General features: G+C 59.4%; 9 protein-coding genes and 2 pseudogenes. 5 read left to right on the forward strand and 6 right to left on the reverse strand.

The genetic code is table 11. The features are described from left to right. The first annotated feature begins 32 nt into the window (after nt 1-32). The 3 genes from FA94_RS16740 (at nt 33) to FA94_RS16750 (ending at nt 2,713) form a co-directional block, all read left to right on the forward strand. Entirely contained in the window at nt 33-854 is an 822-nt protein-coding gene (locus tag FA94_RS16740; protein WP_035562348.1) for a PRC-barrel domain-containing protein, read from the forward strand. A 108-nt stretch (nt 855-962) separates the two neighbouring features. Further along, nucleotides 963-2,000, forward strand: a complete 1,038-nt coding sequence (locus FA94_RS37335) for a mechanosensitive ion channel family protein (protein ID WP_051980621.1) — start codon at nt 963-965, stop codon at nt 1,998-2,000. Next, entirely contained in the window at nt 1,997-2,713 is a 717-nt protein-coding gene (locus tag FA94_RS16750; protein WP_051980622.1) for a VIT1/CCC1 transporter family protein, read from the forward strand. The genes FA94_RS37335 and FA94_RS16750 overlap by 4 nt, the downstream gene beginning before the upstream one ends. Before the next feature lie 42 nt (nt 2,714-2,755). Here FA94_RS16750 and FA94_RS16755 read toward each other — a convergent pair whose 3' ends face one another. Next, nucleotides 2,756-3,328 carry a general stress protein gene (locus tag FA94_RS16755; RefSeq protein WP_035553131.1) on the reverse strand — a complete coding sequence of 191 codons (573 nt, stop codon included), beginning with the start codon at nt 3,326-3,328 and terminating at the stop codon, nt 2,756-2,758. A gap of 47 nt (nt 3,329-3,375) precedes the next feature. After that, nucleotides 3,376-4,383: a zinc-dependent alcohol dehydrogenase family protein gene (locus FA94_RS16760; protein ID WP_035553133.1), complete on the reverse strand. Its 1,008-nt coding sequence runs from the start codon at nt 4,381-4,383 to the stop codon at nt 3,376-3,378. 1,005 nt (nt 4,384-5,388) lie between these two features. On the opposite strand from FA94_RS16760, the gene FA94_RS16765 reads away from it, so the two are divergent. Further along, the gene (locus FA94_RS16765) at nt 5,389-5,781 is read left to right on the forward strand and encodes a PRC-barrel domain-containing protein (protein ID WP_035553136.1); all 393 of its coding nucleotides are present in this window, start codon (nt 5,389-5,391) and stop codon (nt 5,779-5,781) included. A gap of 170 nt (nt 5,782-5,951) precedes the next feature. Next, the gene (locus FA94_RS16770) at nt 5,952-7,352 is read left to right on the forward strand and encodes a paraquat-inducible protein A (protein WP_051980623.1); all 1,401 of its coding nucleotides are present in this window, start codon (nt 5,952-5,954) and stop codon (nt 7,350-7,352) included. A gap of 249 nt (nt 7,353-7,601) precedes the next feature. On the opposite strand, the gene FA94_RS16775 is transcribed toward FA94_RS16770, so the two are convergent. The 4 genes and pseudogenes from FA94_RS16775 to FA94_RS16785 all read right to left on the reverse strand — a co-directional run bounded on the left by FA94_RS16775 (nt 7,602) and on the right by FA94_RS16785 (nt 13,760). After that, nucleotides 7,602-9,809 carry a copper-transporting P-type ATPase gene (locus FA94_RS16775; RefSeq protein ID WP_051980624.1) on the reverse strand — a complete coding sequence of 736 codons (2,208 nt, stop codon included), beginning with the start codon at nt 9,807-9,809 and terminating at the stop codon, nt 7,602-7,604. A 729-nt stretch (nt 9,810-10,538) separates the two neighbouring features. Further along, nucleotides 10,539-11,005 (reverse strand): annotated as a pseudogene (locus FA94_RS38045) (SET domain-containing protein). 368 nt (nt 11,006-11,373) lie between these two features. Then, on the reverse strand, nt 11,374-11,601 hold the full coding sequence (locus FA94_RS16780) for an HU family DNA-binding protein (RefSeq protein ID WP_051980625.1): 228 nt from the start codon (nt 11,599-11,601) through the stop codon (nt 11,374-11,376). 459 nt (nt 11,602-12,060) lie between these two features. Continuing rightward, nucleotides 12,061-13,760 (reverse strand): annotated as a pseudogene (locus FA94_RS16785) (site-specific integrase). Nucleotides 13,761-14,040: the final 280 nt, after the last annotated feature.

The raw sequence follows: 14,040 nt of genomic DNA on the forward strand, positions 1-14,040 counted from the left end.
CCCGCTCGCCCGCTTCTATGTTGGAGGAAATCATGTTGCGGAGCATAAAGGATCTACATGGCTGCACGGTCAGCGCGATCGACGGCGATATTGGAACGGTCGATCAGGTCTACTTTGATGACGAGGCGTGGGCCGTGCGATATCTGGTGGTCAAGACCGGTCATTGGCTCAACGAGCGCCGTGTCCTGATATCCCCCTATTCGATCAAGCACACAGACCCGGGGTCCAACGTCGTTCATCTGAACCTCACCCAGCGAGCAGTGAGAGACAGTCCAGGCATCGACACGCACAAGCCCGTTTCGCGTCAAAATGAGGTTGAATGTTTGCGTCACTACAACTACCCCGCTTATTGGGGCGGCCCGAACCTGTGGGGAATGGGTCCCTATCCCAGGTTCGATCCGGCTGACGTTGTCCCCGATCTCGCGCCGGTCCCTCCCCAGAGTGAACCGCAAGCGGTACGCTCACCTGACGACGTGCATTTGCGCAGCACGGGCGAGGTGATGGGCTATCGGCTTGACGCCGTTGATGGCGGCATTGGCCATGTTTCCGGGTTTATCTATGACGATGAAGCCTGGGCGATTCGATACCTTTGCATCGATACACGCCGCTTGTGGCAGGGCGGGAAAGAGATATTACTCGCGGCACACTGGATTGCGGGAGTCGACTGGCTGGCAAAGGCCGTCACCACAGAACTTACCCGAGACTCCATCCGTCGCAGCCCCGTCTACGACGACTCAGTTCCGATTCATCGGAGCTACGAGGTTGCGCTTCACGAATTTTATGGAAAGCAGGGGTACTGGTCGGAAGCTGGACCGGCATCGTTGAGCGAATATGTCCAGAGTACAGCCACTTAAGGTAATGCGCATGTTGCCTTTTAGGGAAACGGCGGACGCTGCGACTGTGACGTTAGACGGTCGTTAATAGGCGGATAGCGGCAGCTCGGGGCGGGAGTCTGAATCGATATGTTCGGTTTTCTGGAAATTAGCCTCCTTTCGATCGCAGGCGTGCTTCTGCTGCTTCGTGTGCTTCCGTACGGTCGACTGTACCGTCCATTTTTCGCCGGCGGCGGTGTCCTCTTGCTGATAACCGCGCTCTTTCCGCGGACGGATAACCCGATCGGCCAATTTCTCTTCGGGACAACTGGGAGTGGCCTTCGCCTGCCACGCGAGATGTTCGGGATCGTGTGGTGGATTCTGGGTGCTTGGCTGTGCAAAAGCCTGCTTGATCTGGTGCTCACCCGGACGTTTTTCCCCGATAACGACGAACCTCACGCGCGGCGCCTGTTCGCCGATCTGGCATCGGGGCTCATCTATGTTCTTGCATTCGTCGGCATCATCGGCGTCGTGTTCAAAGAACCGCTCTCAACCTTTCTGGCGACCTCTGGGGTCGCGGCAATTGTGCTCGGTCTTGCGCTCCAAAACACCTTGGGCGATGTACTCTCCGGTCTCGCGATCAACATCGAACGCCCATTTGGAGCGGGTGACTGGATTACCCTGACCGATCACACCTCTGGCCAGGTCATGCAGGTCAATTGGCGCGCTACCCGGATCAGGACATGGGCCCATGACATTGTCGTCATTCCGAATAGCGTCATTTCGAAGTCGATCATAACGAACCACAGTCGCCCGAAAGGCCCCCATCGCTGCATTATTCGTCTAAGAGTCGATATCGCAGTGGCACCGTCGCGCGTGATCGAAGCGTTGAAAGCCGCGGCCGCCGGCAGCCCGGACGTCGCTCATGGCACCATTCCCCAGGCCTACGCATGCGCATTCTCGGACTCCCTCGTGTGGTACGAGTTAGCTTTTGCGCTCGACAGTTTTGCACTGACACCCGAGGCGAAATCGGGAATGCTAGGACGCATAGCAGACACATTCCGGAATCTCGGCATCCACATCGGCACGCCGGCGACAGATGTCCGGATCATTCAACGGCGCGATCTTGCCGTCACAACTCGTGCGCCACACATCGCAACCCTGCCGAGACCGAACGAAAACAGATGAAGGCAATTGCCGAACATAAGGGAATCGGGAAACGGAGTCGCCATCGAACGGGCAAAAGTGGCTGGCTGCGCGCCGCGGTCCTGGGGGCCAATGACGGCATCCTGTCGACGTCGAGCCTGGTTCTCGGTGTAGCGGCCGCGCATGGTAGTCATCGCAGCGTATTGATCGCCGGAGTTGCGAGTGTTGTCGCCGGTGCGATGTCGATGGCTGCGGGGGAGTATGTGTCGGTGCACTCGCAGAAGGATAGCGAGCAGGCGGACCTGGCAATTGAACGGACGGAGCTTAGAACGGACAATTCAGGCGAGCACGCTGAACTCGCGGCGATCTATGTCGGGCGCGGACTTGATCTGCCGCTCGCCAAACAGGTCGCGGACAAATTGATGGCCCACGACGCTCTTGGCGCGCACGCCCGGGACGAACTCGGCCTAACGTCGGCTCTGAAAGCTCGCCCGATCCAGGCAGCGCTTGCCTCGGCAGGCAGCTTCGCCGTCGGGGCCGCCATGCCCCTGCTAGTCACCGCCCTGGCACCAGAACCTCGGATAGCAGGTTTTGTCTCTGGGGCGTCTCTGTTTTTCCTGGCGTTTTTGGGTGGCCTTGCGGCGCGAGTCGGCGGTGCCGGCGTGATTGCCGGCGCCATCCGGGTCACGTTCTGGGGCGCGTTAGCAATGGCGATCACGGCGGGCGTCGGCAACCTGTTTGGACGACTGATGTGAGCCGCGCGGCCATCACGTTAGCCTACCGGGGGCCTGAGTCTTTCAAGATGCAGCAGGCGCGGGGTGGTTCGTTGCGACCGCAGGGCTTACCGCTTGATGCATGTCCAGACGAGTCGCATCCGAACTCTGGAGTACGGCGCGCGCTCGAGCCATTTCATCTGCGGGTCCATGACCCACGACGAGAAAGCCGTCGGCTTTCACCGCTGCTTCGTATTTGATAACGCTATCCTTCGGAATGCCATAGTCAAATAAGGCTGCGCCAAGTGCAGAGAGCCCGCCAACAACAACTGCGCCTTCCACGACACCCTCGATCGCAGCAATGACCAGCGCGGCGAGATGCCCTACTACGACCACTGGCCCAATTACCGGAATCGCGAAAAAAACACCGCCAAAAAGGAGACCACAGAGCGCCCCCCAGAACGCTCCGTATTTTCCCCACATCTTCATGCGATCGCCGATATTGTAGAAACCAATGATTTTTTCTTCCGTGTGGTAGCCCTTGCCGATCACACTAAAGTTCTTCATGTTGAATCCACCGTCGATAAGCTTGCTTACGGCGACATTAGCCTTCTGGTGATCATCGAAGGTCGCGATTACAACATCGTATGAGTTCATGGTGGTTCCCTTCATTGGTGAGTGAGAAAAAGGTGCCGGCGTCTGCTCTAAGGTCGGTCGTGAGACTCATCCGGCATGACAAGCACGGCAGCCCCCGAAAGGCGCCCTGCCCGCAGGTCATCGAGCGCCCTGTTTGCATCCTTCATTGGATAGCGTGTCACCTCGATCTCGAGCTTGATCTCGCTGGCGAGGCGCATAAATGCCGCTCCATCTTCTCTCGTGAGATTGGCGACTGAGCAAATCCGGCGCTCGTCCCACAGGAGGTCGTAAGAGAAAGCCGGGATCTCGCTCATATGTATTCCGCCGCAAACGACAATTCCGCCTTTGACGAGCGCTTTAAGCGCAATCGGAACCAGAGCGCCCACCGGGGCGAAGATTAGCGCGGCGTCAAGCTCTTCTGGCGGTGCTTCATCGCTACTCCCGGCCCACCGTGCGCCAGATCGAAGCGCAAGCCGTTGTGCCGCGATATCGCCGGGCCGAGTGAAAGCGTAGATCGCGCGCCCCTGATGGCGAGCCACCTGCGCGACGATGTGCGCGGCCGCGCCAAACCCGTAGATACCGATACGCCTGGCGTCGCCGGCCAATTCCAGCGTACGGTAGCCGATGACGCCGGCACACAGAAGCGGCGCCGCCTCTGCATCCGCATACGCAGGGGGTAAATGCAAACAATAGCGGCTATCGGCGACGGTCCGTTCTGCATAACCGCCGTTGATCGTATAGCCCGTGAAACCAGGGTTATCGCACAGGTTTTCCCGATGTGCGAGGCAGTAGTAGCAATGGCCGCACGTATGTCCAAGCCATGGGACGCCAACCCTATCTCCCGGCTTGAAATCGCGCACCTCAGAGCCTATCGCGGCCACTACGCCTACTATTTCATGGCCCGGAATCAGAGGGAGTTTCGGTGAAGTCAAATCGCGATCCACCACGTGCAAATCGGTGCGGCACACGCCGCAGGCGTGAATGTCAATCAGCAAGTCGTCATCGCCCACAACAGGCTCGGCAACCTGCGTTTCACGCAAGACCGGTGATATACCGTCAAACATCATTGCGAGCATCTCACCTCCGCCTCTAACGTCTGCACAGGTTTGCCATCGAAAGTGACTGGGTTGTACCGATGCGGCAACAAGCGCCCTTGCAGCGTCGCGGGAGCGCGCAGTAACGGCACATTCGCCACTTGTCTCACTGGTCCACGTCGTCCCCCGCACCGCCTTCATTCACCCACATTTCGATACGATCACGCTGATCTGAAGCAACGCCGTACTCATCCGCCAACGCAGAATCTGGGTCGCCGAGCGTTACCGCGTAAGCGGAAGACGCATCTTGCCGTCGCGAGGCGCGCATAGGCTGAGTCTGCCAGGTCGTATTCATTTTGGGTGGATGTCGGATTCAACAACCGTGAGTTGCCGATCGCTCTCCCGCGAAGTGTGTGTAGGCATGTAGGCGGTATCAGCTTCACGAAAATTCGTCACGCTTCCGACGATGTGGTGTATCGACCGGCCGAACTTGGCCAACGTACCGGATACGGCAAATGCATGCTCGCTCAACGCTTTAACACACTGCGCGCGGATGCTCTCGGTCAGGGCTTTTCGAGTGGGATACATCAACGACTCTCCGAGTTTCGAGAAATAGAACTGCAGATTCTGGCGCCAGCGTCGCAACTGACGGCGGGAAGACCTGGATATGCCGTTCCGAGAAAGCACCGGCTCCTTACGTCTAGGCTAGTCCTTCTGGCTCGCCTGGGACAGGTTCGGAAACTACTCAAGGGTCGGAGCCGCAACACTGAGCCAACTGAACCCGCTGAGATTGCCGTTATGGGAACCCGTCGCACCTCGAAAAAAAATTTGCCGGATGTCCGTCGCCGTACCGACTGCACAGTAATTGCAAGCCATGCTGACCCAATGAGATAAGTGCACCACACCCCACCGAAGTCTTACGAAGACCATGTATCGATGGGTTTCAAGACATTGGCCTTTTAAAACGCATAGCGCCCTTAGGCTTGGCGAACTGAGAAAAGCCTAAGTGCGTGATGACGTCATGCCGCCAACCTAGTGAGGTACACCATGAAACAATTCAAATACCCCCTGAGCGCCGCCCTCCTGGCAATGGCCATCATGAGTGGGTCGCTTTGGGCTCAGGGCGCGCCACAGACGATAAGTGTCAAGCGAGTGGACGTGGTTCAACTTGCGACCGGATATCGTGCCTCGAAAATCAGCGGTTCTTCCGTGTATAACGGCAACAAAGACATAATCGGGACCATCGACGATCTGATCATCGGTCCAACGGATCCCTTACCCTATCTTGTGCTGTCGGTCGGGGGCTTTTTGGGCATGGGAACCCATCTGGTCGCCGTGCCGTTCAGTAGCATTCAGATTGTCGACAAACAGATACGCCTGCCCGGCGCAACTAGAGATTCACTGAAGGCATTGCCCGAATTCAAGTACACGCCGGACTAGTGAAGAAATCGCAGCTGCGTTCGAGGTATGAGCGAGAGCCTCGGAAACTCCCCCGACATTGTTTCTGCAGCTAACACGAGCGGCCCTTGAATATGGCCAAATTGGCTCCGTTGAGCGTATCAGGTTCAAATGAAGTCCGGGGCAATCATGTTGTCTGCATTTAGGCCAGTATGGAATACGCCAGGAACCTGATCGCGTGCCGCAATTGCGACATGTTGATCCGCAAACGAAGGTTGATCGGCCGCGGCGAAATTGCATTCTGTCCGCGGTGTAGTTCGACGCTCTACAGCAACATGTCGCGGCGGATCAACCTGGCAAGCGCGGTAGCGCTGGCCGCTCTGATCACCTTCCTGATTGCCCAGGCCTATCCGATCCTCGAACTAGTGGCCGATGGCACCACGTCGCAGACCACCCTGATCGGCGCGATCGTGGTCTTATGGCGCGAGAACATGCAGTTCGTCGCGGCATTGGTGTTTTGCTCGACCGTTCTGTTTCCGCTGACCGAGCTTCTCGCTTTGCTCTATGTTCTGATACCCGTCAGCACTGGCTATATCCCCCCGGGATTCAACAAGGTGCTGAGGTTGATCCAGTTGGTGCGGCCGTGGGAAATGATTGAAGTCTTCATGCTCGCAGTGCTGGTTACGATGGTGAAGATGCAGAGTCTCGCACGTGTGATTCCGGAAACCGCTTTGTTTGCATTCGTCGCGCTGACGCTGATGCTCGCGGCTCTCGTGAAGCTGGATTTGTTCGCCTTATGGGATTTTGCGGACGGTCTGCCCGCAGGCAAACCCGCGAAGTACCCCGCAGGTGACTCCGGGGAAGCAACGCAACCCGTGCCAGCAATGGCGGCGGCCTCACGATCGCCCAAGGCCAGCCCTACACTTACCTATGTCACCGCGCTACAGATGGGTCTGATTGCATGCAATGCGTGCGGACGGGTTGAGCCGCGCGACCTGTCCATCAAGCGCCAGCGCTGCCCGCGATGCGACTCCGTGCTGCACCGGCGTCATCCCGATAGCCTGAGACGCGCCTGGGCGCTGCTGGTCGCCGCAGCGCTCCTATATATTCCCGCCAATCTGCTACCCGTCATGCATACAGCTTCATTGCTGGACACGCAAGACAACACCATCATCAGCGGCGTAGTCTACTTCTGGACATCGGGTGACTGGCCGCTCGCTGTTGTCGTATTCGTCGCGAGCATTATCGTGCCGATGCTGAAAATCTCCGCGCTGGTGCTTCTCCTGGTCACTGCGCAGCGTCATTCACGTTGGTATCCGCGCGAACGCACCACGCTATACCGGTTCCTGGAACGCATTGGGCGCTGGTCGATGCTCGACGTATTTGTCGTCACACTGACCGTCGCGCTGGTGCGCTTCCAGTCGTTCGCTGAGGTCACTGCCGGCCTCGGGGTTATCGCATTCGGCTCGGTGGTGATTCTCACCTTGCTGGCCTCGATGCAATTCGATCCACGGCTCACCTGGGACGGCGCGGGGGAAAGTCCCGAAGTCGTTCACGACTCTAACGACGACGGGCACAAAAGCACTCACGTCCGTTCCCCATCCGTAAAGTAAGGGCCTAAAACGAACATCAACACATACTGGTCGCTCACTTCGCGCCAGCAACCGTTCGAAGTCGTCGACAATGGCGAAGGGCCGCATACGTCATCCGATGAAAAGGCAACACAAGTCTGGAATCACCGAGAAGACCTTGAACGCAATCTATTCCGGCTGAGCCTACCCGAGAACGAGCTCGTTACCCTTTAACCAAACTGCGGCGAACTCCACTTGAACTGCGAGAGACGTCAGGCTGTGTCCGCTCCACTAGATCCGTGCTGTTCGTAGTCTTAGCGCGTTCGCAATGACCGAAACGGAACTAACCGCCATCGCAGCACTCGCGATAACCGGGCTCAGCAGGACGCCAAGCCAGGGGTACAGAACACCCGCCGCAACCGGTATCCCAATAGCGTTGTAGGCGAACGCGAAAAAAAGATTCTGACGGATATTTTTCATCGTCGCGACGCTGAGCACACGCGCCGTCGCAATGCCCCGCAGGTCGCCTTTAACAAGCACGACGCGCGCGCTGTTCATTGCGACGTCGGTACCGGTGCCCATCGCAATGCCGACGTTAGCCTGCGCAAGAGCCGGCGCATCGTTCACCCCGTCACCAGCCATCGCCACAATGTGTCCTTGCTGTTGCAACTCCTGCACGTATTTGTGTTTATCCTCCGGCAGCACGCCCGCCTTTACGCCGTCGAGGGCTAATGCTTTGGCGACCACATTCGCGGTTACCGGATTGTCGCCTGTGAGCATAAATATTTTGACGCCGGAGTCGCGAAGGAGCCGGACCGCCTCTGGCGTCGTACTTTTCACCGGATCAGACACTCCGACGTAGCCAGCCAGCTTGCCGTCCAGAGAGAGATACATCACGGTCTGTGCGCCTGCCCGCAGACTGTCCACCTGCCAGGTTGCGGAAGAGACGTCCACGTGGGCGTCTTCCAGCAGCCGCGCGTTACCAAGCAGAACGGCGTGCCCGTCAATTGTTCCAGCCACACCTTTGCCGGTCAGAGATTTGAATGACGAAACGGGTAATAAAACTGCATCGTTATCGTGCGCATGGCTGACGATCGCCTGGGCAAGCGGATGCTCACTCATGGCTTCCAGGCTCGCTGCGTAAGAGAGGACGAGGCCTTGCGCCACGTCATTCAGCGCGATCACTGCCTGGACGCGAGGCTTTCCCTCCGTAAGCGTACCCGTCTTGTCGACAACCAGTGTGTCCACCTTCTCCATCAACTCGAGCGCCTCCGCATCTTTGATGAGCACGCCCTGTTTCGCGCCGCGACCGATGCCCACGATAATCGACACCGGCGTCGCGAGACCAAGCGCGCAAGGGCAAGCAATAATCAGCACGCTAATGGCAACGACCAGTGCGTTGCCGACTGCCGGCGCGGGTCCCCAAATGGCCCATCCGGCGAAAGCAACGATCGCGATGACGATAACGATAGGTACGAACCACCCAGATACTGTGTCAGCCAGCTTTTGGATGGGCGCCCGAGAACGGCCTGCTTCTGCGACAAGCTGGATGATTCGCGCGAGCAGTGTTTCGGAGCCAACTTTCTCGGCCCTCATGAGAAACGAGCCGGTTTGATTGACGGTCGCACCGGTCACCTTGCTCCCCGAAACTTTTTCGGCCGGAATCGGTTCGCCGGTGATCATCGACTCGTCCACGGTCGATTGTCCTTTGGTGAGAACGCCATCAACCGGAACCTTTGAGCCGGGCTTAACCCGCAAGATATCGCCGGCAACGACCGCCTCAAGCGGCACAACCTCGTCGGCGCCGTCCGCCCGCAAACGGATTGCCGTATCCGGCGCAAGTTTCAGGAGGCCTTTTATCGCGCTTGAGGTCCGTGAGCGGGCACGAAGCTCAAGCACCTGGCCCAGCAGGATCAGAGCCACGATGACGGAGGCCGCCTCGAAATATAAAGGCAATTCATGTCCGCGCCGGAACGTCTCCGGGACACCGGCAGGAAAGAATAACGCGTACAGACTGAAGAGGTACGCCGTGACAACGCCGAGGCCAACAAGGCTGAACATGTTCAGTCGCCAGGTAACGAAGGATTTCCATCCCCGTTCGAGAAACGGCCATCCCGCCCATAGAACTACGGGCGTCGCCAACAATGCCTGTACGTATTCGGACCATGAGACGCCTGTCAGATGCGGCAATCCCCACTTAGCCGCCGCGCGGTCAACCGCTGTGTTGAGGTCAGGGATAGGCAACATATGTCCCATTGTCAGCCACAGCAAGGGCAACGATAGCGCCGCCGCGCCCCAGAAGCGCCGCGTCATGTCCTTGAGTTCACTAAGCGATTCGTCCGCCGTGCCGGGCGTGACCAACTCGAGCGTCATGCCACATATAGGACACGGTCCAGACTCCGGCAACCTGACTTGAGGATGCATCGGACATGTGTACACCGCATTCTTTTCCGTCGGGGGCGTGCGAGCCTCTGCAATTGGCAGATTCAAGGATTTCATGTTGTTCGTCCGCAGGATCGAGTTGACGCTAGCCTCTGCCTGTTTGCACGGCAGAAGCTTTTTTACCCTGCTCGCAATCGAGGTAGAAGTCAGTACGGTGTCGTACCTCGAAGCCGGCCGACTTCTACTCCTATAAAAGGTATGAATGTCTCTTCATGGTCAAACACCGGGCCGTCTCCGACGGCGTGCGAGCGACATGAACGGGGTCGACAAAGAGGCGATCGTGTCTGTCCGCCAGCGGCCCTTCACCAACCCGGCGATGAGTTCATGGGCGCCGAGATCGCGGTTACCGCTGCGCATGCTGACCGCGCCGTTACGCGCCTATTCCGTTAGGATTGGAGAAAAAGTGTCATCGCCATGGCGAGCCGACCCGCCACCTTCGGGAGCAGGCGATTGCGCTCTTATTTGCCCTTTGCCAGAAGCGCTCACGAAAACAGCGGCAAAGATTTCGACGGTGGTCTGGCGCCGACGGCGCGGAGGCCTGCATCGACCGGTTTGTGCGGGACCTTTTTCACCGGCCGAGCAGACGTGCTTCGGACAAACGCCGTCTGATGGCGTCACCACAAATCCTCATGATCCAGTGACCTCTGTTCCTTCGCCTTGGTGTTAGCCGGTGCGCCGGATAAATCTCCCCTCCGCAACGTCAGTCTTGGCACGTCGAGATCGAAAACCCCTTCGCCACAGATCCGGCCAAAGCCATCATCCGGCTGGCCCAGACCGAGTCCATTTTCAGGTCAGGATCACTGCCCTACCCCTTCCGCACTGTCCTGTTCTCGCAGGGTCCGCCAGCATCGAGTGCCGGCAGTCCGCCGCAGCGCACCGACACGCGTACTGCGCACGAACGTCTTCATCCAGCGGATCGTCAGTGGCGAGCAAATATGCAATGAACAGTTCTTCACCGGCCTCGATCGGCCGGAGCGTGTGGATAAAAACGCGGGCATCGTGTTCGATGGTCTCGCAGTTTGGCGCGCACGCGTGATTGAGCCAGCGCGCGCTATGCCGCCGCGGCTGCCATCGATCACACGCCCATCCGACAGCCCGAAAAAAAACGTATGTCCTTCCACGCCTTCACGCTGGTGACGACGCACCGCATTTCGCCACGAGGTGATTTCACCTTTGTACTCGAGCACGCGTTCGCCGGCTGCGAGCGGTCTCACTGCGAACACGCCTTTGCCGTGAACCGACGATCGCCGGATCGATCACACACCTCATACTATTACCTCAACGGATATGCGAGCCAGCATAGAAGAGGCATAAATCCGCATCCACACCAACGTGATCCGTTACTTGTGTGAGTCCACGCGCTTCCGCGACAGCGCGTCCAGTAGCGCAACAGCGCACCGATGGGTGGACACAAGGCTTCCCCTCTGTTTCGCGATCGTTTCTTTTCCATCCGGCTATCGATAGAGACATGCCGCGAATCGCAGCGGGCCGCGGCACATCGCGGCATCTTGCACCGATGCTACCAAGCCGACTGGTCGACGTCCAGGCCTTGCCCAATCGCTCCGTGCCCCTGCTGCCGCCAGCACCTGCAGGCGATCCGGCCGACGGCTTGCGTCCGGTCTCAGGCGCCGTTCACCGCATCCTTGAATGCACCGGTCGCCGGGTTGCGGCCGACCCGCGCGGCGCGCGCGCCCGTCGAAAACGACCCAAAGCCAATCAGTTGCACGGTGTCGCCTTTCACGACAGCCGCCGTCACTGCTCCGATAAAAGCATCGATCGTCTCGCAGGCCGCCGCCTTGCTTGCACCGGTCTTCGCGGTGACCGCATCCACCAGTTCCTGCTTGTTCATTGCTTTTCCCTTGTTGTTGTTGTGAATGTCCCGACCCTACGCGATCGACGCGCCTTTGCGCAATCGGCCGCACGGCCGGACTGGATCCACAACACAGACAAGGCACGCACGTCGGCGAATGACCGCTACGTGACGCCGCCATGAGGGCGGCCTGCACACCGGGCCGCATCCTTGTTCTGTCGATCGCCCGTATCGGGGGTGGACCGAGCTGAGCGTGAATTTCGATCATAAGCGCCACGGGTATATAGATGCACAGAGCCATTCGGAAATATCGGAGTCGATGTCAATGATCAGATATTGAATGACCCTGACGCAGTGACGACGAGCAGCGAGAAGGGAACTGCCGCGCTATTTGTACCTTGATGGGGGATGAACAAGGTAAGCGCGAATTCCTATCATAAGCGTCCAGGTTATATAAACCGCGAAGATCATGCCGTTCAGGGCGGGTCAGCCGGAACCCTATCTGTCCGCGAAGGCGTTCCGGATCTGCTGGGCACGCTTGACTTCGTCGCTGTGCAGGTAGATCGATGTCGTCGCGATCGATGCATGGCGGAGGTTATCCCGTACCGTGGTCAGCTCGGCGCCGCGTGCCAGCGCATGAGTGGCATGAGTGTGGCGAGTCCAGTGCGGACTCGCGCGACGCAGCTTTTCCGCGAGCACCGGGTTGTCCGTCTCGATGACTTCGGCCGCTTTCGCAAAAAACCGCCGTGTGACCTCCCATAGCCGGACACCGCTGATGCCTGCCACACTGTCCTGATCGAGGCTGCCGATGAGAGGCGTGTCGGGATGCCAGCGGGTCGGCGTGACCGGCAGCCTTCGCTCCACCAGGTAGCGGTCCAGCGCGGCACGGGCCAGTGGTGGCAGCGCGACCTTGCCCGCCTTTCGCCCTTTCCCGATGATGCTCAGCCAGTGATCGCCCCGGGCGTCGGTTTCGACGTTGCCGAGACAGGCGCCGACCAGTTCGCTGACGCGCAAGCCGGTCGCATACGCGAAGTCCAGCACGAAGCGCAGGCGTTGCCCAGCCGGCGCTTCCCAGCCATACGACCACTCAAGTCCGTCAGCAATGGCGCGCACGAGCATCGACTCGCCCTCGGTAAAGGCGTGGGACGTGTCGAGCACGGTTGAGCGGCTGGTGCCGCGCACCTTGACGCCGGCGAACGGATTGGCCAGGAGATAGCGCTGCTCGATCAGCCAGCGGAACATCGCGCCGAGTACGGACAGCGCGTAGGCGGTTGAGCGGGCTGACAGCCACCGGAGAAAGGTCGCCACTCCGGCGACGTGCGCGGGCGCATGGGTCCCACCCAGCGCTCGCGCGGCGTCGGCCGACGCAGAAAACTTCTGTACGCAATCGCATCCTCCGTCGTCAGCGACGACAGGGCCCGGTCACGGTCGACTATCGCCCAGAGGATCAGGCGTTCGGCTTCCTTGCGGTAGGCCCGCTGCGTGGCGGGTGATTCGTGCAGCGACAGCCATGCCTGCACGGCTGCGTAATCGTTGTCCGCATCGAGCGTACAGGTGGCCCGCGGCGCGCGAAAGGCACCCGACGAGCCATCGACCTCGTGCGGCAGTCGGAGCGACTCCCACGGGACGACTGCGCCAGGACCGCAGACTGCGATCAGGGCGCGCGCCCGCTCGGACAGTGCGGGATGCGCGGCGAAGAACGCTTCGATCCGCCGCGCACTCGCCGGGCCGAGCCCAAGGACCGCTTTCCACCACTCACGCCGGCGTGGAATCCGCACGATGAGGTCTGCCAGCGTCGCAATGTCGTGTGCACGCAGCACAGAAACGGCCAGCGCCGGCAGCCAGAGCCCGATGTCGTCGCTGATCTGCGGAACCGGCAGGCGGGCATGCCGCAGGATCTCGGTCGCGTCAGCAACCGTTTTCGCCTCCCGTAAGCGCTCACCGTCAGGGTGTCCAAAGACTGCGGCAAGATCCGGCCGGCCGACCTGTCGCGCGGCATTCGCCAGTCGTCGGCGAATGCCGCCGAGGACGCCCCGTGCCGACCGCCCGGCCACGACGCGCTGCGGCAGGTAGCGCTCCACGGCTTTGCGAACCGGCGTGCCGGCGTACCAGGCGCGCAGCATAGCGAGTTCGTCGGCATCGGGGAAATCGACGAGGCGAGGTTCAGACGAAGGTGTCGAGGTCAGGCGCGTTTTCATGACATGGAGTTTAGTCCAGAAATGTTGCCACAGAGATAAGAAGAGTTATCTTAATAGTGCGGTCAGCAATCGCATTTGTAGCCAAAACCTCTCCTTCCAATAGCGCGTCTCACGGTTTGTGAGCAGCCGTTATCGGCAATCGCGAATGCCTCTTGTCGACCCATCGCGGCCTGTCAGATACTTACTTGGAGTGTCAAAGCCTCGGCCAATTGAGGACGCTCATAGTCGCGTGTCCGCAGTATTTGTGCAGACTGATTTGCCGCATCCGGTTTTCCGCGTG

The sequence above is a fragment of the Burkholderia sp. 9120 genome (assembly GCF_000745015.1).
In the GTDB taxonomy this organism is placed as follows: Bacteria; Pseudomonadota; Gammaproteobacteria; order Burkholderiales; family Burkholderiaceae; genus Paraburkholderia.

Excerpts from the sequence above, each read along its gene's own strand:
- FA94_RS16780 (WP_051980625.1), bottom strand. The coding sequence starts at position 11,601 with ATGAACAAGCAGGAACTGGTGGATGCGGTCACCGCGAAGACCGGTGCA.
- FA94_RS16740 (WP_035562348.1), top strand. The coding sequence starts at position 33 with ATGTTGCGGAGCATAAAGGATCTACATGGCTGCACGGTCAGCGCGATC.
- FA94_RS37335 (WP_051980621.1), top strand. The coding sequence starts at position 963 with ATGTTCGGTTTTCTGGAAATTAGCCTCCTTTCGATCGCAGGCGTGCTT.
- FA94_RS16755 (WP_035553131.1), bottom strand. The coding sequence starts at position 3,328 with ATGAACTCATACGATGTTGTAATCGCGACCTTCGATGATCACCAGAAG.
- FA94_RS16765 (WP_035553136.1), top strand. The coding sequence starts at position 5,389 with ATGAAACAATTCAAATACCCCCTGAGCGCCGCCCTCCTGGCAATGGCC.
- FA94_RS16750 (WP_051980622.1), top strand. The coding sequence starts at position 1,997 with ATGAAGGCAATTGCCGAACATAAGGGAATCGGGAAACGGAGTCGCCAT.
- FA94_RS16770 (WP_051980623.1), top strand. The coding sequence starts at position 5,952 with ATGGAATACGCCAGGAACCTGATCGCGTGCCGCAATTGCGACATGTTG.
- FA94_RS16775 (WP_051980624.1), bottom strand. The coding sequence starts at position 9,809 with ATGAAATCCTTGAATCTGCCAATTGCAGAGGCTCGCACGCCCCCGACG.
- FA94_RS16760 (WP_035553133.1), bottom strand. The coding sequence starts at position 4,383 with ATGCTCGCAATGATGTTTGACGGTATATCACCGGTCTTGCGTGAAACG.